Origin of the sequence: Roseateles saccharophilus, assembly GCF_031458095.1 — a bacterium.
Taxonomy (GTDB): Bacteria; Pseudomonadota; Gammaproteobacteria; order Burkholderiales; family Burkholderiaceae_C; genus Pelomonas; species Pelomonas saccharophila_A.
In genome coordinates this window covers 736600-758966 of sequence record NZ_JAVDXU010000003.1, presented here as the reverse complement: position 1 = coordinate 758966, position 22367 = coordinate 736600, and the positions used below count along the sequence as shown (strand labels likewise).

Annotated in this window: 20 protein-coding genes; 15 read left to right on the top strand and 5 right to left on the bottom strand. The window is 67.7% G+C overall.

The annotated features are described in order from the left end of the window. The first annotated feature begins 35 nt into the window (after positions 1 to 35). The 9 genes from J2X20_RS22395 (at position 36) to acpS (ending at position 8754) form a co-directional block, all read left to right on the top strand. A complete protein-coding gene (locus tag J2X20_RS22395) occupies positions 36 to 1508 on the top strand; it encodes a DegQ family serine endoprotease (protein ID WP_310269717.1) in 1473 nt (490 codons plus the stop codon). 507 nt (positions 1509 to 2015) lie between these two features. Further along, a complete protein-coding gene (gene lepA / locus J2X20_RS22390; RefSeq protein ID WP_310269715.1) occupies positions 2016 to 3824 on the top strand; it encodes a translation elongation factor 4 in 1809 nt (602 codons plus the stop codon). A 20-nt stretch (positions 3825 to 3844) separates the two neighbouring features. Next, positions 3845 to 4828, top strand: coding sequence for a signal peptidase I (gene lepB / locus J2X20_RS22385; protein ID WP_310269712.1), 984 nt, complete (start codon positions 3845 to 3847; stop codon positions 4826 to 4828). Positions 4829 to 4836: 8 nt separating this feature from the next. Next, positions 4837 to 5220, top strand: coding sequence for a DUF4845 domain-containing protein (locus tag J2X20_RS22380; protein ID WP_310269709.1), 384 nt, complete (start codon positions 4837 to 4839; stop codon positions 5218 to 5220). 16 nt (positions 5221 to 5236) lie between these two features. Continuing rightward, positions 5237 to 5929, top strand: a complete 693-nt coding sequence (gene rnc / locus J2X20_RS22375) for a ribonuclease III (protein ID WP_310269706.1) — start codon at positions 5237 to 5239, stop codon at positions 5927 to 5929. Beyond that, on the top strand, positions 5926 to 6846 hold the full coding sequence (era, locus tag J2X20_RS22370; protein ID WP_310269703.1) for a GTPase Era: 921 nt from the start codon (positions 5926 to 5928) through the stop codon (positions 6844 to 6846). The genes rnc and era overlap by 4 nt, the downstream gene beginning before the upstream one ends. Positions 6847 to 6851: 5 nt before the next feature. Beyond that, a complete protein-coding gene (gene recO, locus J2X20_RS22365; RefSeq protein WP_310269700.1) occupies positions 6852 to 7595 on the top strand; it encodes a DNA repair protein RecO in 744 nt (247 codons plus the stop codon). Next, the gene (locus J2X20_RS22360; protein ID WP_310269698.1) at positions 7592 to 8359 is read left to right on the top strand and encodes a pyridoxine 5'-phosphate synthase; all 768 of its coding nucleotides are present in this window, start codon (positions 7592 to 7594) and stop codon (positions 8357 to 8359) included. The genes recO and J2X20_RS22360 overlap by 4 nt, the downstream gene beginning before the upstream one ends. After that, positions 8356 to 8754, top strand: coding sequence for a holo-ACP synthase (gene acpS / locus J2X20_RS22355; protein ID WP_310269695.1), 399 nt, complete (start codon positions 8356 to 8358; stop codon positions 8752 to 8754). Before J2X20_RS22360 ends, acpS begins: the two co-directional genes overlap by 4 nt. Before the next feature lie 23 nt (positions 8755 to 8777). Here acpS and J2X20_RS22350 read toward each other — a convergent pair whose 3' ends face one another. The 4 genes from J2X20_RS22350 to J2X20_RS22335 all read right to left on the bottom strand — a co-directional run bounded on the left by J2X20_RS22350 (position 8778) and on the right by J2X20_RS22335 (position 16178). Then, positions 8778 to 9782 (bottom strand): hypothetical protein, encoded by a 1005-nt coding sequence (locus tag J2X20_RS22350; protein WP_310269692.1) that lies wholly within the window; start codon positions 9780 to 9782, stop codon positions 8778 to 8780. Between the two features lie 121 nt (positions 9783 to 9903). Further along, entirely contained in the window at positions 9904 to 11601 is a 1698-nt protein-coding gene (locus J2X20_RS22345; protein ID WP_310269689.1) for a COG3904 family protein, read from the bottom strand. Positions 11602 to 11662: 61 nt separating this feature from the next. After that, complete coding sequence (locus tag J2X20_RS22340) at positions 11663 to 13219, bottom strand: POT-type proton-dependent oligopeptide transporter (RefSeq protein ID WP_310269686.1); 1557 nt, start codon at positions 13217 to 13219, stop codon at positions 11663 to 11665. A gap of 91 nt (positions 13220 to 13310) precedes the next feature. After that, entirely contained in the window at positions 13311 to 16178 is a 2868-nt protein-coding gene (locus J2X20_RS22335; protein WP_310269683.1) for an Rne/Rng family ribonuclease, read from the bottom strand. A 660-nt stretch (positions 16179 to 16838) separates the two neighbouring features. Here J2X20_RS22335 and J2X20_RS22330 point away from each other — a divergent pair. From J2X20_RS22330 to J2X20_RS22315, 4 genes are read left to right on the top strand one after another with little or no spacing between them, the layout of a single operon-like run. Then, a complete protein-coding gene (locus J2X20_RS22330; protein ID WP_310269680.1) occupies positions 16839 to 17777 on the top strand; it encodes an RluA family pseudouridine synthase in 939 nt (312 codons plus the stop codon). Continuing rightward, the gene (locus J2X20_RS22325; RefSeq protein ID WP_310269678.1) at positions 17774 to 18433 is read left to right on the top strand and encodes an HAD family hydrolase; all 660 of its coding nucleotides are present in this window, start codon (positions 17774 to 17776) and stop codon (positions 18431 to 18433) included. Before J2X20_RS22330 ends, J2X20_RS22325 begins: the two co-directional genes overlap by 4 nt. Then, positions 18426 to 18812, top strand: a complete 387-nt coding sequence (locus tag J2X20_RS22320; protein ID WP_310269676.1) for a Rieske (2Fe-2S) protein — start codon at positions 18426 to 18428, stop codon at positions 18810 to 18812. Before J2X20_RS22325 ends, J2X20_RS22320 begins: the two co-directional genes overlap by 8 nt. A 1-nt stretch (position 18813) precedes the next feature. After that, positions 18814 to 19812, top strand: a complete 999-nt coding sequence (locus tag J2X20_RS22315) for a S49 family peptidase (RefSeq protein WP_409034187.1) — start codon at positions 18814 to 18816, stop codon at positions 19810 to 19812. A gap of 55 nt (positions 19813 to 19867) precedes the next feature. On the opposite strand, the gene J2X20_RS22310 is transcribed toward J2X20_RS22315, so the two are convergent. Continuing rightward, positions 19868 to 20224 (bottom strand): hypothetical protein, encoded by a 357-nt coding sequence (locus J2X20_RS22310; protein WP_310269674.1) that lies wholly within the window; start codon positions 20222 to 20224, stop codon positions 19868 to 19870. 122 nt (positions 20225 to 20346) lie between these two features. Here J2X20_RS22310 and J2X20_RS22305 point away from each other — a divergent pair, with 122 nt between their 5' ends. Both J2X20_RS22305 and J2X20_RS22300 read left to right on the top strand, forming a co-directional pair. Then, positions 20347 to 21960, top strand: coding sequence for a gamma-glutamyltransferase family protein (locus J2X20_RS22305; protein ID WP_310269672.1), 1614 nt, complete (start codon positions 20347 to 20349; stop codon positions 21958 to 21960). Continuing rightward, entirely contained in the window at positions 21957 to 22337 is a 381-nt protein-coding gene (locus J2X20_RS22300) for a PPC domain-containing DNA-binding protein (protein WP_310269669.1), read from the top strand. Before J2X20_RS22305 ends, J2X20_RS22300 begins: the two co-directional genes overlap by 4 nt. The last annotated feature ends 30 nt before the right edge of the window (positions 22338 to 22367 follow it).

Sequence of the window (22367 nt, the reverse complement as noted above, 5' to 3'; positions counted from 1 at the left end):
GTCCGCTTTTGCCTGCTGAATCCTGGGAATCCGATATGCACGCTGAGAACCGTTCGACTCCCGCGCGCACGCGCCTGCTGCTGTCCGGCACGGCGCTGGCCCTTGCCCTCGCCCTGGGCCAGGCGCCCGCCACCGCCCAGCCGCGCGGCCTGCCGGATTTCAGCGACCTGGTCGAGAGCGTCGGTCCCGCCGTCGTCAACATCCGCACCGCCGAGAAGGTGAAGATGAGCGAAGGCCAGGCGGAGATGAACGAGCAGATGCAGGAGTTCTTCCGCCGCTTCGGCATCCCGGTGCCCAACCAGCGCCGCGGTGCGCCGCGCGGCGGCGGCACGCCGGACGACGACGGCCCGATGCGCCGCGGCGTCGGCTCCGGCTTCATCCTCAGCGCCGACGGCTATGTGCTGACCAATGCCCATGTGGTGCAGGGCGCCGACGAGGTCATCGTCACGCTGACCGACAAGCGCGAGCTCAAGGCCAAGCTCATCGGCGCCGACCAGCGCTCCGACGTCGCTGTCGTCAAGGTCGAGGCCAGCGGCCTGCCGGTCGTCAAGGTTGGCGACAGCAACAAGTCCAAGGTCGGGGAATGGGTCATGGCCATCGGCTCGCCCTTCGGCCTGGAGAACACCGTGACGGCGGGCATCATCAGCGCCAAGCAGCGCGATACGGGCGATCTGCTGCCGCTGATCCAGACCGACGTGGCCATCAATCCCGGCAATTCGGGCGGCCCGCTGGTCAATATGCGGGGCGAGGTCATCGGCATCAACTCGCAGATCTACAGCCAGAACGGCGGCTATATGGGCATCTCGTTCGCGATCCCCATCGCCGATGCCATCCGCGTGGCCGACGAGCTGCGCGCCGGCGGCCGCGTCGTGCGCGGCTATCTTGGCGTGCTGCCGGATGACCTGACCAAGGAAATCGCCGAGGCCATCGGTCTGGGCAAGCCTCAGGGCGCCGTGATCCGCTCCGTCATCGCCGGCGGCCCGGCTGAGAAAGCCGGCGTCGAAGGTGGCGACGTCGTGACCAAGGTGGACGGCAAGACGGTGGACAAGGCCGCCGACCTGCGTCGCCTGGTGGCCAATGTGAAGCCCGGTGCCAAGACCACGCTGACCGTGTTCCGCCGCGGCACGACCAAGGACATCGTCGTCACCATCGGCGAGGACGAACGCAGCAAGAAGCTGGGCAGCAGCAGCGACGACAACAGCAGCAAGGAGCCGGCGCCCACCACCGCCCCGAGCACGGCCCTGGGCCTGAAGGTTTCCGAAGTGACCGAGGCCCAGCGCAAGGAGTTGAAGCTGAAATCCGGCGTCAAGGTCGACAGCGCCACGGGCGCCGCCGCCCGCGCGGGCCTGCGCGAGGGCGACCTCATCCTATCGGTGGACAACGTCGAGGTGGCTTCGGTCAAGGCCTTCCAGGCCCAGATCGCCAAGGCCGACAAGAACAAGACCCTCAACCTGGTCGTGCGGCGGGAGGACGTGACCAGCTTCGTGCTGCTGAAGCCGGCCCGCTGATGTAGCGCAAATCCTCGGCCGACGCCTCGGGCTTTCCGCGATGCGGCAAGGCCGGGCCAGCCGGCGGATGAAGTTGTCCACCGTTTTGGGAAGTTGGCGCCGGCTAACTTTTGTATTTGCGCCCGGATTGTTCGCGCCACCCGCTAAAATCGAGGCTCGATGCGTGCTGGAAAGCGGTGTCCGACGGTGGAATCGAAGGCCGTCCGTGACACCAGGATTTCTTCCACAGGCGATCCACAAGAACTTGTGGATAAGCTGTGGTTAAAATTCCTTGTTGGCAGCCTGCAACGGCCGGAAAACCAATGCTGGTGCGGCTTCCCGGCTGGGCCTTTTGGCTACAATGGAAGCCCAACAAGCAGTTGCCATACCTTTTGTTGGAAGGCACGTCGCCTCTTCGACGTGCCTTTTTTTTGCCTACCGCCGCGCGGCTTCACCGCGCTTAACTTCGCAGTGCGAAGTTAGCGTGCGGCGCAACGGCTGACGCCGTTGTGTCCTGCTCAAGATCAGATGAACCACATCCGCAACTTCTCCATCATTGCCCACATCGACCACGGCAAGAGCACGCTGGCTGACCGCATCATTCAGCGCTGCGGAGGCTTGAGCGATCGGGAGATGGAAGCGCAAGTGCTGGACTCCATGGATCTGGAGCGCGAGCGCGGCATCACGATCAAGGCGCAGACGGCTGCCCTGCAGTACACGGCCAAGGACGGCCAGGTCTACAACCTCAACCTGATCGACACGCCCGGCCACGTCGACTTCTCTTATGAAGTCAGCCGCTCGCTGTCGGCCTGCGAGGGCGCGCTGCTGGTGGTGGACGCGTCCCAGGGCGTGGAAGCCCAGACGGTGGCCAATTGCTATACGGCCCTGGACCTCGGCGTTGAGGTCGTGCCGGTGCTGAACAAGATGGACCTGCCGTCGGCCGACCCCGACAACGCCAAGGCCGAGATCGAGGACGTCATCGGCATCGACGCCGACAACGCCATCCCCTGCTCGGCCAAGACCGGCATGGGCATCGACGAGATCATCGAGGCCGTCATCGCCCGCATGCCGCCCCCGCGCGGCAACCCCGACGCGCCGCCGCGCGCCATGATCATCGACGCCTGGTTCGACAACTACGTCGGCGTCGTCATGCTGGTGCGCGTGGTGGACGGCGAGCTGCGCAAGGGCGAGCGCATCCGCATGATGAACACCAACTCGGTCTACCCGATCGAGCATCTCGGCGTGTTCACGCCCAAGAGCGAGAACCGTGAAGGCCTGAAGGCCGGCGAGGTGGGCTTCATCATCTGCGGCATCAAGGAGCTGGCCGCGGCCAAGGTGGGCGACACCGTCACGCTGGAAAAGAAGCTGCCCAACAACGCCGGCCCGGCCACCGAGGCCCTGCCGGGCTTCAAGGAAATCCAGCCCCAGGTGTTCGCCGGGCTCTACCCGACCGAGGCCAGCGAGTACGACCAGTTGCGCGACGCGCTGGAAAAGCTCAGCCTCAACGACTCCTCGCTGCGCTACGAGCCCGAGGTCAGCCAGGCCCTGGGCTTCGGCTTTCGCTGCGGCTTCCTCGGCCTGCTGCACATGGAGATCGTGCAGGAGCGCCTGGAGCGCGAGTTCGACCAGGACCTGGTCACGACGGCGCCCAGCGTCATTTATGAGGTCGAGCTGAACGACGGCGAAGTCATCCAGGTCGAGAACCCGTCCAAGATGCCCGACATCGGCCGCATGCGCGAGATCCGCGAGCCCATCGTCACGGTGCACCTCTACATGCCGCAGGACTATGTCGGCGTCGTCATGACGCTGGCCAACCAGAAACGCGGCGTGCAGCTCAACATGGCCTACCACGGCAAGCAGGTCATGCTGACCTACGAGATCCCACTGGCCGAGATCGTGCTGGACTTCTTCGACAAGCTGAAGTCGGCCTCGCGCGGCTACGCCTCCATGGACTACGAGTTCAAGGAATACCGCGCCGCCGACGTCGTCAAGGTCGACATCATGATCAACGGCGACAAGGTCGACCCGCTGGCCATGATCGTGCACCGCAGCCAGAGTCAGTACCGCGGCCGCGGCGTGGCGGCCAAGATGCGCGAGCAGATCCCGCGCCAGATGTATGACGTCGCCATCCAGGCCGCCATCGGCGCCAACATCATCGCCCGCGAGAACATCAAGGCGCTGCGCAAGAACGTGCTGGCAAAATGCTATGGCGGTGACATCACCCGCAAGCGCAAGCTGCTGGAAAAGCAAAAGGCCGGCAAGAAGCGCATGAAGCAGATCGGCTCCGTGGAAGTGCCGCAAGAAGCCTTCCTCGCCATCCTGCAAGTCGACGATTAACTCCCATGCCCCTTCAATCGATGAGCGTTCTCACCGGCGTTTTGTATGCGGCCCTGGTGGCCTATCTGGGCGGCTGGTACGCCGGCCGATGGAACGGCAACTTTGCGTTGCTGCTCTTCGTGCTGACGGCGGTCACGCTCTTCTACTGGCTGGCCGAACGCTTTCATTTCGCGCCGGCCCGCCGCGCCGCCGCCCAGGCCCTGGTGGACAACGATGCCAAGCGCCGCGAGACGCTGGCCGCCCAGGGCATCGCCCGGGTGGACGGCGATGTCGAGCCGGCCCGCCAGCAGATCCTGCAGCAGCCCTGGTGGCTGGACTGGACCGCCGGCCTGTTCCCGGTCATCCTGGTCGTCTTCCTGCTGCGCAGCTTCCTGTTCGAGCCCTTCAAGATCCCGTCCGGCTCGATGGTGCCGACGCTGCTGGTCGGCGACCTCATCCTGGTCAACAAGTTCCACTACGGCATCCGCCTGCCGGTGATCAACAAGAAGATCATCCCGAACAACGACGTCAAGCGTGGCGACGTGATGGTCTTCCGCTATCCCGAGGATCCGAGCACCGACTTCATCAAGCGCGTGGCCGGCATCCCGGGTGACGAGATCAGCTACGTCAACCAGAAGCTCTACATCAACGGTCAGCTCGCGACGACCCAGCCGCTGGGCAAGTTCTATGACGACAGCGGCTCGCCGCGCGTCTATCGCCCCCGCTTCCTGGAGAAGCTGGGCGACAAGGAGCACGAGATCCTGGTGCAGCCCGACGCCCAGACCTTTTTCCGTGCCGACCGCGCCGACGGCCCCTTCCCCTTCCAGGAAAACTGCCGCTACACCGTCGAGGGCGTGACCTGCAAGGTACCGGCCGGCCACTACTTCATGCTGGGCGACAACCGTGACAACTCCCGCGATTCCCGCTACTGGGGTTTCGTGCCGGATGAAAACATCGTCGGCAAGGCCTTCTTGGTCTGGATGAATTTCGGTAACCTCAAGCGCATCGGTACCTTCTTCAATTGATGCCCCAGATGAGCTGCCGCCGCCTTACGCCTTCCGCCCCCTCCCGCAGCCAGCGTGGCCTCACGCTGATCGGCCTGCTGTTCTGGGGCGCCGTCATTGCCGTCACGGCCGTCGTCGGCATGAAAGTCTTCCCGACGGTGCTGGAGTACTACACGGTGCAGCGCGTCGTCGACCGCATTGCGGCCGGCAACCCGGCCACCGTTCCCCAGGTGCGTCAGGAGTTCGACAAGGCCACCTTGACCGAGTACTCCATCCAGAGCATCAAGAGCACCGACCTCGTCATCACCAAGGACGCCAATGACAGGGTCGTCATCGAGTTCGCCTGGGACAAGGAAATCGACATCTTCGGCCCGGTCTACCTGATGATCAAGTACCGGGGCAAGTCGCGTTGACGACCATGCCGCGACGATGAGCGCCGCGCTGGACGACCTGCAACGACGCCTTGGCCACCGCTTCCAGCGGCCCGAGTTGCTCGCGCGGGCTATCACCCATCGCAGCTACGGCGCCGACCACAACGAGAGGCTGGAATTCCTGGGTGACGCCGTCCTCAGCCTGGCCGTCTCCAGCCTGCTCTACGAACGCTACGCCGGCTCCGACGAGGGTGATCTGACCCGGGTGCGCGCCCATCTGGTGCGCGAGGACAGCCTGCACAAGCTGGCCCTGGCGCTGAACTTGCCGGCCGTGCTGAAGATGTCGGACGGCGAAGCCCGCGGCGGCGGCGGCCAGCGGCCCTCCATCCTGGCCGATGCCGTCGAGGCCGTGCTGGGTGCGGCCTATATCGACGCCGGCTACGACGCGGCCCTGGCCATCGTGCGCCGCCTGCTGGGTGAAACCATCGCCACGGCCTCCAGCGCCGGCGACTTCGCCAAGGACGCCAAGACCGCACTGCAGGAATGGCTGCAGGCCCGGCGCATCGCCGTGCCGAGCTACCGTATCGTCGCGACACGCGGACAGGCCCATGCCCAGACCTTCGAGGTCGAATGCGCGGTGCCAGCCCTGGACGTCGCCGAACTGGGCGAAGGGCGTTCGCGCCGCATCGCCGAGCAGGAGGCCGCCCGCCGCCTGCTGGATAGACTGACCGCCGAACGAGGCAGACCATGACCACCGAGCCCAAGCCTGATTCCAGTGCTTCCGAAGTACCGCAGCGCTGTGGCCTCATCGCCATCGTCGGCCGACCCAACGTCGGCAAGTCCACGCTGCTGAACGCCCTGGTGGGCCAGAAGGTCAGCATCACGTCCGACAAGGCCCAGACGACCCGCCACCGCATCACCGGCGTGCGCACGGTCGACGAGGCCCAGTTCGTCTTCGTCGACACGCCCGGCTTCCAGACCAAGCACAACGCCGCGCTGAACCGCACGCTGAACCGTACCGTGCACGGCGTGCTGGCCGACGTCGACCTGGTGCTGTTCGTCGTCGAAGCCGGCCGCTTCGGCCTGGACGACGCCAAGGTGCTGGGACTGCTGCCCGAGGACAAGCCCGTCGTGCTGATCGCCAACAAGCTCGATGCCGTGCACCGCCGCGCCGAACTGGCGCCCTGGCTCAAGGGCATGCAGGAGCGTCGCAACTTCGCCGAGTTCGTGCCGCTGTCAGCCAAGAAGGAGGCCGACGTGACCCGCCTCTTCAAGATCCTCAAGCCCTATCTGCCCGAGCAGGGGTGGTTCTATGACGAGGACGCGCTGACCGATCGCAGCGAGAAGTTCCTGGCCAGCGAGATCATCCGCGAGAAGCTGTTCCGCCTGACCGGCGACGAGCTGCCCTACACCTCCACCGTCGTCATCGACAAATGGGAAGAGGAGGGCGAGCTGCGCCGCATCAGCGCCAGCATCGTCGTCGAGCGCGACGCCCACAAGGGCATGATCATCGGTCAGGGCGGCGAGCGCCTGAAGCGCATCGGCTCGGAGTCGCGCCAGGAGCTGGAGCATCTGATGGATGGCCGCGTCTTCCTGGAGCTGTGGGTCAAGGTGCGCTCGGGCTGGGCAGACACGGAAGAGCATCTGCGTTCTTACGGCTACGAGTGAGCCCGGTGCGGACTCCGTCGGTGCAGCCCGCCTATGTGCTGCACCAGCACGACTGGAGCGAGTCCAGCCTCATCCTCGACCTGTTCACGCGCGAGTCCGGCCGCATCGCCGTCGCGGCGAAGGGTGCCAAGCGACCGTATTCCCAGCTGCGGGCCGTGCTGCTGCCGCTGCAGCGGATCAGCGTCAGCCTGTCCAAGCCGGCCAAGGCCGACGGCGGCGAGGTACAGACCCTGCGCAGCGCCGAGTGGGGCGGCGGCGCGACCCTGCCGGCCGGTGCGGCGCTGTTCTCGGGCTACTACCTGAACGAGCTGCTGCTCAAGCTGCTGGCCCGCCACGACCCGCACCCCGCGCTCTTTGACGCCTACGCCGACGCGCTGGCCCATCTGGCCGAAGGTGACGTGGTGCTGCGTGCCTTCGAGATCAAGCTGCTGGCCGAGCTGGGCCTGCTGCCCGACCTCAGCGTCGTCACACCGACGCAAGCCCCCATCGATCCGGCGCGCCGCTACCAGCTGTCGCCCGAGTCCGGCCTCATCCCGCCAACCAGCGACGCCAGCCTGCCGGGGGCGCTGCTGATCCAGCTCCAGGCCGCCCTGTTGCATGGCAGCATGGCCGCTCTGCGCCAGGCCTGTGCCGCTGGCCCCCAAGCCCTGAAGACGACGCTGCGCGGCCTGCTCCACTACCATCTGGGTCATCAGCCATTGCGCACGCGGGCCCTGATGGTCGACGTGCAACAACTGCTCGACTCATGAATCCCTTCGCCCACGCTGGCCAGCGCTGCGCCCTGTCGGTCAACGTCAACAAGGTCGCGCTGCTGCGCAACACCCGCCATCTCGGCATTCCCAGCGTGCTGCGAGCCGCTGAGCAATGCCTGCTGGCAGGCGCTCAAGGCATCACCGTCCACCCGCGGCCCGATGCGCGCCATATCCGCGCCGGCGATGTCGACGACCTCGCCGCCTTCCTGAAGGACTGGCCCCAGGCCGAGTTCAACATCGAAGGCAACCCGACCCAGAACCTGATGGACTTCGTGCGCAAGCACCGCCCCCACCAGGTCACCTTCGTGCCCGACTCCGAAGACCAGTTCACGTCCGACCACGGCTGGACCCTGCCGCAGGACGCCGAGCGCCTGAAGCCGCTGATCCAGGAAGCTCAAGGTCTGGGCGTGCGCGTCAGCCTCTTCATGGACCCCAACCCGGCCGCCATGGCTGCCGTGGCCGAGCTGGGCGCCGACCGGATCGAGCTCTACACCGAGACCTTTGCCAGCGCCTTTGCCACCGAGCGCCAGGATGCCGTGCTGGCCGGCTTCACGGCCACGGCCGAGGCCGCGCTGAAGGTGGGCCTCGGCATCAACGCCGGCCATGACCTGAACCGCGACAACCTGAGCGTCTTCCTGCGCCATGTGCCAGGCGTGCTGGAGGCGTCCATCGGCCATGCCCTGATCGCCGACGCGCTGGAGCTGGGCTATGCCGAGACGGTGAAGGCCTACCAGCGGGTCATCGCGACCGCCTACGTGTGATCTACGGCATCGGCACCGACGTCTGTGACATCCGCCGCATCCGCGAGACGCTGGCGCGGCGCGGCGAGCGCTTTGCCGAGAAGGTGCTGGGGCCGCATGAGCTGGCGGTCTTCCGCGACCGTCGCGCCAAGGTCGAAGCGCGCGGCGAGGCCTATCTGGCGACGCGCTTCGCGGCCAAGGAGGCCTTCTCCAAGGCCATCGGCATGGGAATGCGCATGCCCATGACCTGGCGGGCCATGGAGGTCGTCAAGGCGCCCAGCGGCAAGCCCGAGGTCGCCCTGCATGGCGCCCTGGCCGACTGGTTCGCGGCCCGTGGCCTGAAGGCCCATGTGACGGTCAGCGACGAGCAGGACTATGCCGTCGCCTTCGTCGTCGTCGAGAAGACGGCGCCCTAGATCCGGGTCCGGGCGCCGCCCCTTCAGGGCTTCTTCTTGGCGGCCACCGGCTTGGCCAGGGACTCGCCCTTGGACTCCACCACCATGTCCATGTCCATGAACATGCGGCCGTTGTCCGGGCCGTCCATCGTCATCTTCATGTCCATGGCGAGACGGCTGGCCAGCGGCAGGCGGTCCGCCAGGCGCAGCGAACTCGTGCCCTTGCCGCCGCCGCTGAGCACCATGTGCAGCATCTGGGGCGGCGCGTCGGCGGTTTCAGCGCCGGCCGCGGATGCCGCAGCCGGCGGCCTGGGCACGGGCGTGTTGAGCTCCATCTTCAGGTCCATGCTCAGGTCGAAGTGGGCCACGCCCTTGTCCACGCGAGCCAGGGTGTAGTGCAGCAGGCCCTGCATATTGTTGGCGCCGCCGGGCAGCGGCATGGGCAGGGACATGTTCAGCGGCACCTCGATGCTTTCGCCGATCTTCAGCGGACGCTGGCTCAGCGCCTTGAACAGCTGCAGCGAGTCGCCGATCGTCTTGTTGCCCAGGTTGCGCATCATCTCGTTGCCCTCGGCCGAGCCCGCTTCGACGGCCTGCACCTCGAAGCCGAAGTCCTTGGGGTTGAAGCGCGCGGCAAAGCTCATGTCGGCCTTGGCGAGGTTGGGCAGGGGGTTGACCTTGCCGCCCATCTCCACGCTGCCGCCCTTGGCGCCGACGGCGACGGTCATCGGCAGCCAGCCCTGGGCGTCGGGCGCGCCGACCTTCATGGTCTGTTCCATGCGCATGGCCATCTTCATCTGGCCCATGCGCTCCATGTTCTCGGCGGCCTTGGCCATCTTGGCGCGCTGCTCCTCGGTGGCGTCGGGGCCGGCCTCCAGGCGTGCCTTGATGACGGCTTGCAGGTCGATCTGCTGGCGCTGCTGCTGGCCTGCGCGCGGCGTGGTGTCGAAGCTGACGGCGACCGGCGCGCTGGGTGCCGCTTGCGCAGCGAGGTTGAGGCCGAGCAGGGCGCCCAGCAGGGTCAGGCGCAAGGGAGAGGCGATGGTCACGAGAGGACTCCAGAAAAATGCCGCCGGGCTGGCAGCCGGGCGGCATCGTAGGAGAGGCCGCGGCCGGGCCGGGATCAGCCCGCCTGGGTAATTTCACCCAAGCCGACTTATGCGGTCCTGATCAGCGCGATGGCTGGAAGAGCAGGCGGGCGGCGAGGTCGCGGCGGGCCGGCGGCTGGGCCTGCAGGCGATCCAGCATGGCGATGACGGGATCGCAGCTCGGGCCGGGCTTGGCGGCGTCGGGCACATCGGCCCACAGGCGGGACAGCATGCCCAGGGCGCTGGGCCCGACCGAGCGCTCCAGCACCTCCATCTCGATGGCGCTGGCCGGCTTGTATTGCCGACGCGCCGGCGTGCCCTCGGCCGCGTCCCGCACCCACTGGGCCTCCTGGACCTGCAGTTCCTCCGGCAGTTGCGGGCGCGCGCTCAAGCGCCCCTCGACCAGGTCGCGGCAGGCGCCGATGCCGTTGGCGCCGCGCAGGGCCTTCAGCTGCTCGGCCACCAGTTGCACATAGCGCCGGCGGAGGATGGGGTCGGTGCCGTTGATCAGGTCCGGCATCTGGCGCGCCAGCAGGGGCAGGGCGGTGGCCTGCACCTCAGTGTCGCCCGCGCCGGCCGTGCGGGCCTCCCACATGCGCTTGGCGACTTCGTCCACCATGCCCGGCGTGCGCCTGTCCAGGGCCTCCCAGACGGGATGCATATGCAGGGCGTCGTTGAGATCGCTGGGCTTGGCGTTGGCATCCGGCAGGGGCACGGCCAAGGTGCGCGGCGACGGTGCGATCAGCGAATAGGAGAGCAGCTCCTCGCGCGGCACAAACCACATACTGCGCGACGGCGTGCGCAGGGTCTTGTCGATCATGGGCTGGGGCAGGCCCAGCTCGGTATAGGTCTTGGCCAGCTGCTGGTTGGCCAGTTCCTCGAAGACGGGGTTGTAGGTGCCGGTGGAGGCGCGGTGGAAGCCCAGCTCGGCCGTCGGCGTGAGATGACGCGGCTGGCCGGCCAGGAAGACCAGGGTGCAGGCGCTGGCGCAGGTGCCGACGGCGCGGCTGGCATGACCGTGCGACTTCAGAGCGGCGGCCATGCGTTCGGCCTCGCGCACGCGGCCTCCTGGAGACTCCAGCTCCACCCGCTTGAGCTCCTTGGCCGCGTCGCTGGCCAGCAACTGGCGCATGCGCTCGCCGTCGCCCATGCCGATGACGCCCTGCAGCTTCAGGCTGCGGCCATCGGGGGAGAAGCTGAACTTGGCCTGGCCCAGCGGGTCGACGCCGCGGGCCATCGACCAGTACTCGCCCACGCTGGGCAGGAAGCCGAAGACGATGGACAGGCCCAGCTGCAGGGCGCCCAGGGCCAGCGAGATGCGGGCCAGCCAGCCCCACAGCGCCGAGCCGTCTTCGCGCAGATAGTTGGCCGCCGAGCGCCAGCCGCCGACGATGCACCAGACATCCAGAGACATCAGCAGCGGCACGCCCAGCAGCAGCACGATGGCGCTGATCTGCAGCGAGTCGCCCTTGACGCTGATCCAGGTCATCAGGCCCGTCAGCAGGAAGGCCAGGGGCATGGCCACCAGGATATTGTTGACCCAGTAGCTGCGCACCAGGCTCATCTCGCCATGCCAGTGGCGGGCGAAATAGCCGCGGCTCGATTCCCGGGCGGCGCGCGTCGGCCGTTTCGGCCTGGCGGCACTGGCCGGGCGCGGACGGTTCGAGGCCTGTTGCCAGGCGGCCGGTTCGGGCGCCGCTTCGGGCGCGGCGCGCGGCAGCAGATCGTGGTCGACTTGCGTGGGGTCGACGTAGGGGCGGGGAGAGCGGGCGTCGGTCATGGCGGGGCGCAGCTTACTGACACCCGGCGCCAAAACCGATGTGGCTATTCACCGCAAAACGTCAATTCCGGTAGTTGTCCTGCATCGGATAGCGCCGCGCGACCAGGCCAAACAATGTTGCCGCTACCAAGGCAAAGCCGGCGAAGAAGAACATCAGGCAGGCCGTCTCGCTGTAGCCCGTCGACTTGATGGCCTCCAGCGCCCCCGGGCTCTTCACGCTGACGTTGGACAGCAGTACCCACAGATTGCCGATGGTCACCGACAGGTTCCAGAAGCTGGTGATGGTGCCCTTCATGGACAGCGGTGCCTGGCTGTAGGCGAACTCCAGGCCGGTGGCCGAGACCAGCACCTCGCCCAGGGTCAGGATGGCATAGGGCAGCACCTGCCAGACGATGTTGACCTTCTCGCCGCCATCCAGCCACAGCTGCATGATGCCGACGACGATCCAGGCCACGCCGGCCAGCGCAATCCCCAGACCCATGCGGCGCAGCGCTGTGACCTTGACGCCCATCTTTTCCACCAGCGGGTAGAGCACCAGGTTGTTGAAGGGGATGAGGATCATCACCAGGGCCGGGTTCAGGGCTTGCATCATGGAAGACTGGAACCAGCCCGGCTTTACCATCTGGTCGGCCTGCAGCACCCAGGTCGAGGCCTTCTGGTCGAACAGCGACCAGAAGGGCGTGACGAGAGCGAACAGCACCAGCAGACGCAGCACGGCGCGCACGCCGTCGACGGCCTCGTCGGGATGCACGCCGCGGGCACGGTCCAGCTGCAGCGAGGCGCCCAGGCCGCCAAAGCCCATCACCAGCACCAGGGCCAGGCAGACGGCCGGCACAAAGCCCAGGCCACCCATCTGGCTGAGGCTATAGGCCGCGCCGAGCAGGCCGAGGATGGCGACACCCATGCCGAGACCGCCGGCCTTCAGCGCCGTCCAGACCACCTTGATGAAGCTGTCCGGATTGGCGCCGCGCGCCGGCTGGTGCACATATTTCTGGCGGCCGCTCCAAAGGATGACCGTGGCCACCAGCATCAGCAGGCCTGGGATGCCGAAGGCCACGCGCGGGCCGAATTCCTTCAGCAGGATGGGCATGAACAGCGACGCGAAGAACGAGCCGAAGTTGATGATCCAGTAGAAGGCGTCATAGACCTTCTGGGCCAGCGTGCGGTTGCTCTTGTCGAACTGGTCGCCGACGAAGCTGCTGACCAGCGGCTTGATGCCCCCCGAGCCGAGTGAGATCAGGAACAGGCCGAAGTAGAAGCCGCGGATGTTGTCGTCGAACAGCGCCAGGCAGGCGTGGCCCGCGCAGTAGACGATGCTGAACCAGAAGATGGTCGGGTATTTGCCGAAGAAGCGGTCGGCCAGCCAGCCGCCCAGCAGCGGGAAGAAATACACGCCGATGACGAAGGTGTGGAAGACCTCCTTGGCCTCGGCCTTGCGCATGGACTCCGGCACGGCCAGCAGCAGGCTGGTCATCAGGAAGACCGTCAGGATGTTGCGCATGCCGTAGAAGCTGAAGCGCTCGCATCCTTCGTTGCCGATGATGTAGGGGATCTGCGGCGGCATCTTGGCCGCGGGGCGAGCCGCGGTGGCGGCGTCGGCGGTGAGAGTGGTCGTCATGGGGAGCCTCGGGGTTGGGCGCTGAAATGTGAGAACGCCGCCCGGCTTGTGGCCGAGCGGCGTTCCTGAGGAGGGGATCAGCCGACTCGAATCATGCCTCGAAAGGCAGCTTCACCTGGCTCAGATCCTTGCGGGTTTCCACGAGCACCAGCGGGCCTTCGTCGACGACGACGACGGCTGCCGGCTCGCGGCCCAGCGGGGCCGGCGCCGGCTCGGCGGCGATGGCGGCCTGGACGGCAGCAATCTTGTCGGCGTCGGAGTTGACCCATTGCAGGCCGGCGCCTTCGGCGATGGCCTGCAGCTCGCCCATGGGCAGCTTGAAGGCTTCGACGACCGGTGCGGGTGCGGGAGCGGGCGGCGGCGGAGCCACCACCGGCGCCGGGGCCGGCGCGGCAGGCGTGGCCGCGCTGGCCATCGCGTCCTCGATCAGCGAGCTCTGCACCGGGGCGGCGGTTTGCTCATCGGCGGCGGCTTCCTGGCCTTCGACGGCGCCTTCCTCACGGCGGTTGCGATTGCGGTTGCGGCCCCCACGGCGGCGGCTTTCGCGGCCATGGCCTTCTGCGTCATCGCCCTCGGCGGCCGGGGCGGCTTCAGCCGCGGCGTCCGCGGGCGCTTCCGTGCCGGCTTCCACCACGCCTTCGGCGCTGGCGCCGGCCTGGTCGTCGCGGTCGCGGCCCCCACGGCGGCGGCGGCGGCCGCGGCCCTGGCGCTCTTCGCCGGCCGGCGTGTCGCCGGTCGGGGGCAGGGCGCCTTCGGCCTGGCTGTCGACGAAAGCGGGTGGCGCGTCATGGACGGCGGCCAGGTCTTCGCTCAGTGCTGCGGTGACCGGCGCTGCCACGCTTTCGGCGGCCGGACGCTCTTGGCGCTCGCCGCGCGGGCGGCGCTCACCGCGTTCGCCGCGCTCACCCCGCTCGGGGCGCTCACCGCGTTCGGCACGCTCGCCGCGCTCGGGGCGCTGCTGCTGTTCGGGCTTGTCGCTGCCAGCTTCGGCACGCGGCTTGCGGTCACCGCGCTCGCCACGGCCTTCGCCGGACTTGCCGTCACGGCGGCCGCCCTGGCCACGCTGTTCGCTGCGCTCGCCACGTTCACCGCGCTCACCGCGTTCGCCACGGCGGCCACCGTCGCGACGGCCGTCACGGCCGCCTTCGCGCTTGGGCTTGTCGGTCGTGGCCGGTGCTGCTGCGGGGGCCTCGACGGCCGGCACCGGTGCCGGGGCGGCAGCGCCGCCGCCGAAGAAGCTGAACAGGCGGCTGAAGAAGCCCTTGGACTCGGCAGGCGCCGGCGCCGGGGGCGGCGGGGCCACGACGGGAGCCGGAGCGGCTGCCACAGGTGCGGGAGCCGCCACCGGTGCGGGCTGCTCGGGCAGGATGCCCTTGATGACCGGCTCCTGCTTGTTCTTCTTGTCGCCGGCGTCACGGCGGGTGATGCCGACCTCGTCGTCCGGCTCCTCGATCATCGTGTAGCTGGCCTGCAGGTTCTCCAGGCGCGGGTCGTCGTGGCGCAGGCGCTCCAGCTTGTAGTTGGGCGTCTCGAGATGCTTGTTGGGCACCAGCAGCACGGTGACGCGCTGCTTGAGTTCGATCTTGGTGATCTCGGTGCGCTTCTCGTTGAGCAGGAAGCTCGTGACCTCCACCGGCACCTGCACATGCACGGCGGCGGTGTTGTCCTTCATGGCCTCTTCCTGGACCATGCGCAGGATCTGCAGCGCCGAGGACTCGGTGTCGCGGATGTGGCCGGTGCCGTTGCAGCGCGGGCAGGTGATGTGGTTGCCTTCGCTCAGGGCCGGGCGCAGGCGCTGGCGGCTCATTTCCAGCAGGCCGAATTTGCTGATGGAGGCGAACTGCACGCGGGCACGGTCCTGGCGCAGGGCGTCGCGCAGGCGCTGCTCGACGTCACGGCGGTTCTTGCTCTCCTCCATGTCGATGAAGTCGACAACGATGAGGCCGCCGAGGTCGCGCAGGCGCATCTGGCGGGCGATTTCGTCGGCCGCTTCGAGGTTGGTGCGGGTCGCCGTCTCCTCGATGTCGCCGCCGCGCGTGGCGCGGGCCGAGTTGACGTCGACCGAAACCAGGGCTTCGGTGTGGTCGATGACGATGGCGCCGCCCGAGGGCAGGTTGACCGTGCGGCTGAAGGCCGTCTCGATCTGGTGCTCGATCTGGAAGCGGCTGAACAGCGGCGCGTCGTCGCGGTAGCGCTTCACGCGATGGCCCTGGTCGGGCATCACGTGGTTCATGAACTGGTGGGCCTGCTCGAACAGGTCGTCCGTGTCGATCAGGATCTCGCCGATGTCGGACGTGAAGTAGTCGCGGATGGCGCGGATCACCAGGCTGGATTCCTGGTAGATCAGGTAGGCACCCTTGCCGCCCTTGGCCGCGTCGTCGATCGCGGTCCAGAGCTTGAGCATGTAGTTCAAGTCCCACTGCAGCTCGGGCGCGGTGCGGCCGATGCCGGCGGTGCGCGCGATCAGGCTCATGCCCTTGGGGTACTCGAGCTGGTCGAGGTTCTCCTTCAGTTCCTCGCGGTCCTCGCCCTCGATGCGGCGCGAAACGCCACCGCCGCGGGGGTTGTTGGGCATCAGCACCAGGTAGCGGCCGGCCAGCGAGATGAAGGTGGTGAGCGCCGCACCCTTGTTGCCGCGCTCTTCCTTCTCGACCTGGACCAGCAGTTCCTGGCCTTCCTTGATCGCGTCCTTGACGGTCGCGTTCTTGACGTCGGTGCCTTCGCGGAAGAACTGGCGCGAGATTTCCTTGAAGGGCAGGAAGCCGTGGCGGTCCTCGCCATAGTCGACGAAGCAGGCTTCGAGCGAGGGCTCGACCCGCGTCACGACGGCCTTGTAGATATTGCCCTTGCGCTGCTCGCGGCCTTCGATTTCGGTCTCGAAGTCCAGCAGCTTCTGGCCATCAACGATCGCGAGGCGCCGCTCTTCCGGCTGCGTCGCATTGATCAGCATGCGTTTCATGTCATCACTCCTTCGCGCGTCCCGTGCAGGAACGCGCCACGTCATGCCACCCAAAGGTGGCGTTCAAGACGCACGAGCGACGGCGTGGAACCGTGGAAGGAGTGCCCTGGACCGCTCGGGTTTCTGACGGAGGTCAGACGCCGAGCGGCGTTGGCGCATGCGACCGGGCCTTCATGCGCAGGGAAGCTCTGCCTCGACCCAGCCGCGCGTGAACGCGAGCACGCCGGGCCGGACGACCACCGCAGCTTCTGGCTGGGGTCGCGCGGCGGGGCGCATCGGGTGGGGGAGGAAAGGGCTCATCCGCGAAGGAGGGCTGGACGCTGGCGCGAGCTGTTGCGGTGGGTACCGCGCTTTCTCGCGCCGTGAAAACCTTGTTCGGCAACCGGATCTCTTTGGGCTTCGAGGCCGTTGAAGAGAGGCCGGTGGGTTCCGGGTGTCATCGCTCTGCCACACCGTGCCGCCAACCGCCGTTTCACTTGGGGAAACTGCCTGTCGGCCGCAGGATGCGTTGCATCGCCTGTTGTGACCCGAGGGGCAAGCCCTTCGGGCCCCGCGTTGTCGCCGCTAAAATCAAAAGAATCAAACACTTACGGCAGCAACGTGGTGAAAAGGATTATAGGGGCAGGCAATACCGCCCCTGCCACGGGGTCGGCAGCCGCCGTGAGTACGGACAAACCCGCGGTCCGGCGCGTCATCGTGGACGAAGGATCGGCCGGCCAGCGCCTGGACAATTTCCTGCTGCGCGAGCTCAAAGGCGTCCCCAAGACCCATGTCTACCGCGTCATCCGCGCGGGTGAGGTGAGGGTCAACAAGGGCCGGGCCCAGGCCGACACCCGGCTGGCGATCGGTGACGAGGTGCGCATCCCGCCGGTGCGCCTGCCCGAGCGCGCGGCCCAGCCCGAGGCGCCGGCGCGCGAGTTCCCTGTCGTCTTCGAGGACGAGCACCTGCTCGTCATCGACAAGCCCGCCGGCGTGGCCGTGCACGGCGGCTCGGGTGTCAGCTATGGCGTCATCGAGGCCCTGCGCCGCGCCCGGCCGACGGCCAAGTTCCTCGAACTGGTGCATCGCCTGGACAAGGAGACCTCGGGCCTGTTGATGATCGCGAAGAAGCGCAGCGCGCTGACGAATCTGCAGGACCAGCTGCGTGACCGCGAAACGGGCAAGACCTACGCGGCACTCGTCTGGGGCGATTGGCCCGAGAAGCTCAAGGTCATCGACGTGCCGCTGGTGAAGTTCGTCGGCAGCGACGGCGAGCGCTGGGTGCGCCCGGGCAAGGAAGGCGAGGAGGAGGCCAAGCGCTCGATCAGCCTCGTCAAGATCATGCAGAAGACGCCGCGCTTCAGCCTGCTGGACGTGACCATCAAGACTGGCCGCACCCACCAGATTCGCGTGCACCTGCAGCAGGCCGGCCATTCGATAGTCGGCGATCCCAAGTACGGCGACTTCGAGCGCAACCGCGAGCTGGCGCGCGGACCCGCGAAGTTCGACCGCATGTTCCTGCATGCCCGCAGCCTGCGTTTCAACCACCCCGCCACCGGCGCCGAGATGACGCTGCAAGCGCCTCTGCCCCCCGAGTGTGCGAAGCTGATGAACCCATGAGACCCCAACGTTTTGACCTCATCGCCTTCGACTGGGACGGCACCCTTTTCGATTCCACGGCGCTGATCGCCCGCTGCATCCAGCGCGCCGCCGTCGACATCGGCGAACCCGAGCCCGAGTTCGAGCGCGCCAAGTACGTCATCGGCCTGGGCCTGCGTGATGCGCTGGAACATGTGGTGCCGGGCCTGTCGCACGACCGCTATGGCGAGCTGGGCCTGCGCTACCGCCACCACTACCTGGCGTCCGAGCACGAGGTGGCGCTGTTCGACGGCACGCTGGAGATGCTGCAGGCGCTCAAGGAACGCCATCACTGGCTGGCCGTCGCCACCGGCAAGAACCGCGTGGGCCTGGACCGGGTGCTGGCCCATGCCGAGCTGACGAAGATGTTCGATGGCACGCGCACGGCCGACGAGACGCGCTCCAAGCCGCATCCGCAGATGCTGCTGGAGCTGATGCGCGAGTTCGGCGTCGAGCCCGAGCGCACGCTGATGATCGGCGACACGACGCACGACCTGCTGCTGGCTTCCAACGCCGGCGTGCCGAGCGTGGGCGTCAGCTTTGGCGCCCACGACCACGAGACCTTTGCCGAGCACGGGCCGCTCTTCGTCGCCCACTCCACGCGCGAACTGCACGACTGGCTGATCGAGCATGCCTGAGCAAGACGTCGCGCCGCCGCAGCGCCTGTGCGCTTCCGCCGACCTGCCCGAGCGCGGCAAGGCGGTCAGCTTCGATGTCATCCAGTGGCGCGAGCCCGTGCGGGCCTTTGCGCTGCGCTTTGACGGCAAGGCGGTGGCCTATCTGAACCGCTGCGCCCATGTGCCGACCGAGATGGACTGGCAGGAGGGCGAGTTCCTGGACAACGACAAGCGCTTCATCATGTGCAGCATCCATGGCGCCGTCTACGACCCCTTGAGCGGCCAATGCCTGATGGGCCCTTGCAACCGCGGGCGCCTGACCAAGATCGAGCTGACCGAGCGCGACGGCGAGGTGTACTGGCACCCGACCCGCGACACCAAACCTGCTTTCGAAGGTTGATATGAACACCCCCGACGACTCCCTGCCCCCGCCCATGCAAGAGCCCGTGGGCGTGCCTGCCCCGCCGCCTGTGGTGGCACCCCAGCACGAGGCCGCCCTGGCCCAGCTGGCGCGCGAGTTTCTGCAGGAGAGGCGCATCGAGAGGCGCTGGCGCACGGTGTTCCGCCTGTTCTGGTTGACGCTGGCCGGCCTGCTGGTCTACAGCCTGTGGCTGCAGGGCAAGCATGTGACGCCATCGGCCACGCCGCACACCGCCCTGGTCGAGGTGCGCGGCGAGATCGCGGCGGATAGCGAAGCCAGCGCCGAACTGCTGCTGGCCGCGCTGAAGGACGCCTTCAAGGACGACGCCGCACAGGCCGTCGTGCTGCGCATCAACTCGCCCGGCGGCAGCCCGGTGCAGGCCGGCATCGTCTATGACGAGATCCTGAGATTGAAGAAGCAGTACGACAAGCCGGTCTACGCCGTCGTCGAGGAGATTTGCGCCTCGGGGGCCTACTACATCGCCGCGGCGGCCGACGAGATCTATGTCGACAAGGCCTCGGTCGTCGGCTCCATCGGCGTGCTGATGGACGGCTTCGGCTTCACCGGCTTGATGGACAAGGTGGGCGTCGAGCGCCGCCTGCTGACCGCTGGCGAGAACAAGGGCATGCTGGACCCCTTCAGCCCGCTGACGGCCAAGCAGCGTGGCTATGCCCAGGCCATGCTGGACCAGATCCACCAGCAGTTCATCGCCGTCGTGCGCGAAGGCCGTGGCAAGCGGCTCAAGGAGACGCCGGAGACCTTCTCGGGCCTGTTCTGGAATGGCGAGCAGGCCGTCAAGCTGGGCCTGGCCGATCGCTTCGGCAATCTGGACTACGTGGCCCGCGAGGTCGTCAAGGCCGAAGACGTCATCGACTACACGCCGCGCGACAACGTCGCGGAGCGCCTGGCCAAGCGCTTTGGCGCCGCCATGGGCGCCGGCGCCGTCAAGGCACTGAAGGAGTTGAGCCCGATCCGCTGAAAAGAAAAGGCCGCAGCCTTTGCGGGCTGCGGCCTTGCGCGGAGCGCTGATGCGCTTACTGCGTCTTGGTCTCGGTCTTGGCGGCCGCGTCGGTCTTGACTGCGGCGTGCTTCTTGGCGTGGTGCTTGGCGGCGTGCTTGACACCGCTGGCGGCGTCGGCCGGGGCGGCTGCAGCCGTCGGGGCAGCGGGCGCCGTGGTCGTCGCGGCGGGAGCGGGCTTGGCGGCCGGCGTGGCAGCGGGAGCCGGCGTCGCGGCCTGAGCCACGGTGGTGGCGGGAGCGGCGGCGGTGGCCGTGGTCTTCGTGGCGGCCGGGGCGGTGGTGGCGGCGGCCGGAGTCGGGTTCTGCGCCAGGGCCACGCCAGAGGCGAGCGTGATGAGGGCGGTGGCGATGGTGGTCTTCAGCGTGTTCATCTTGAGGCTCCAGGGTGGTTTCAGGTTTCGGTTCGGCTTCGCGAAAGCTTGGGGCAACAACGAGGCCTGGCGAGGCAACGTTGACGCCGTTGCAAAGCCTTACACCGGCAGAATCAGCGCCCATGAACACCGCAACCCGCTTCGACTGGAGCGCCGGCTACCCGAGCCGCCGCAGCCCGCTGTTCGCACGCAATCTCGTGTCGACCTCGCATCCGCTGGCGGCCCAGGCCGGGCTGCAGATGCTGGGCCGGGGCGGCAATGCCGTCGACGCGGCCATCGCCGCGGCGGCCTGCATGACGCTGGTCGAGCCCTGCAGCAATGGCCTGGGCTCGGACGCCTTCTGCATCCTGTGGGACGGCCAGCGCCTGCACGGCCTCAATGCCTCGGGCCCTGCGCCGTCGGCATGGACGCCTGAGTTCTTCCAGGGTCAGGTCATGCCCAGGCGCGGCTGGGGGGCCGTGACCGTGCCCGGCGCGGTGGGTGGCTGGATAGCCTTGAGCGAGCGTTTCGGCAAGCTGCCTTTTGCCGACCTGATGCAGCCCGCCATCGAGATTGCCGAGCGCGGCTATGCAGTGCCGCCCATCGTGCAGGGCAAATGGGCCATGGCCGCAGCCCTGAGCGAGATCACGTCGCAGCCCGGCTTTGCCCAGGCCTTCCTCCCCGGGGGGCGCGCGCCTGAGGTGGGCGAACTGTTCCGCTTTGCCGATGCAGCGCGCAGCCTCAAGCTGATTGCCGAGTCCAAGGGCGAGACCTTCTACCGCGGCGAAATCGCACAGGCCCTGGCCCGCTTCGCCCGCGACACCGGCGGTGCGCTGACTGAGGCCGATCTGGCGGCCTACCGGCCCGAATGGGTCACGCCGCTGGCCAAGGACTTTGCCGGCCACACCCTGCACGAGATCCCGCCCAATGGCCAGGGCATTGCGGCGCAGATGGCGCTGGGGCTGCTGGAACACTGCAATGTCACGGCGCATGCCGTCGACAGCCCCGAGGCCCAGCATCTGATGATCGAGGCGATGAAGCTGGCCTTCGCCGATGTCTACCGCTTCGTCGCGGAGCCGGGCGCCATGACGGTCAGCCCGGACCAGCTGCTTGACCCCGGCTATCTTGCCTCGCGCGCCAGGCTCATCGACCCGGCCCGCGCCCAGGTCTTCGGCGCCGGCAACCCCATCAAGGGCGGCACCATCTACCTGACCGCGGCCGACGAGTCGGGAATGATGGTCAGCTTCATCCAGAGCAACTACATGGGTTTCGGCTCCGGCCTGGTGCTGCCGGGCTACGGCGTGAGCCTGCAGAACCGCGGCCACTGCTTCACGCTGGAGGCCGGCCACCCCAACCAGGTCGCGCCGGGCAAGCGGCCCTTCCACACCATCATTCCGGCCTTCCTGACCCGGGACGGCGCGCCGGTCATGAGCTTCGGCGTCATGGGCGGCAATATGCAGCCGCAAGGCCATCTGCAGACCCTGGTGCGCATGCTCAGCTATGGACAGAACCCGCAGGCCGCCTGCGATGCGCCGCGCTGGCGGTTCAACGAGGGCCTGTCCATCAACATCGAGCCGCATATGCCCGCGGGCACCATCGAGGCCCTGCGCGCACGCGGCCACGAGATCGGTGACATCCACGACAGCTACCAGGACTTTGGCGCCGGCCAGTTCATCTGGCGCCTGGGCGATCCGGGCGTCGAAGGCTATGTCGCGGCCAGCGATCCGCGACGTGATGGCGCGGCCGTGGGCTGGTGAAGGTGGAGCCGCTGCGCCTCAACCCGGGCGATGACCTGCGCGGCGCGCTGGAGGCGCTGGCGCGCACCGGCTTTGTCGTCGCAGGCATTGGCAGCCTGTCCCATGCCCAGCTGCGCTTTGCCGGTGAACCGCAGTCGACGCGCATCGAGGGCCCGCTGGAAATCCTGACGCTGAGCGGCAGCCTGACGCCGGCCGGCGCTCACCTCCATGCCAGCCTGTCCGACGCCTCAGGCCGTGTGCTGGGCGGCCATGTCTGCGCCGGCTGCGAGGTGCGCACGACAGCCGAGCTGCTGGTCGCGCCGCTACCACCCGGTTCGCTGACGCGCACTTTCGATGCGGCAACAGGTTTCGCCGAACTTGTCATCCTCAATCCATGACCGTTGGCACGCGCCACCGTCCGGCCACAC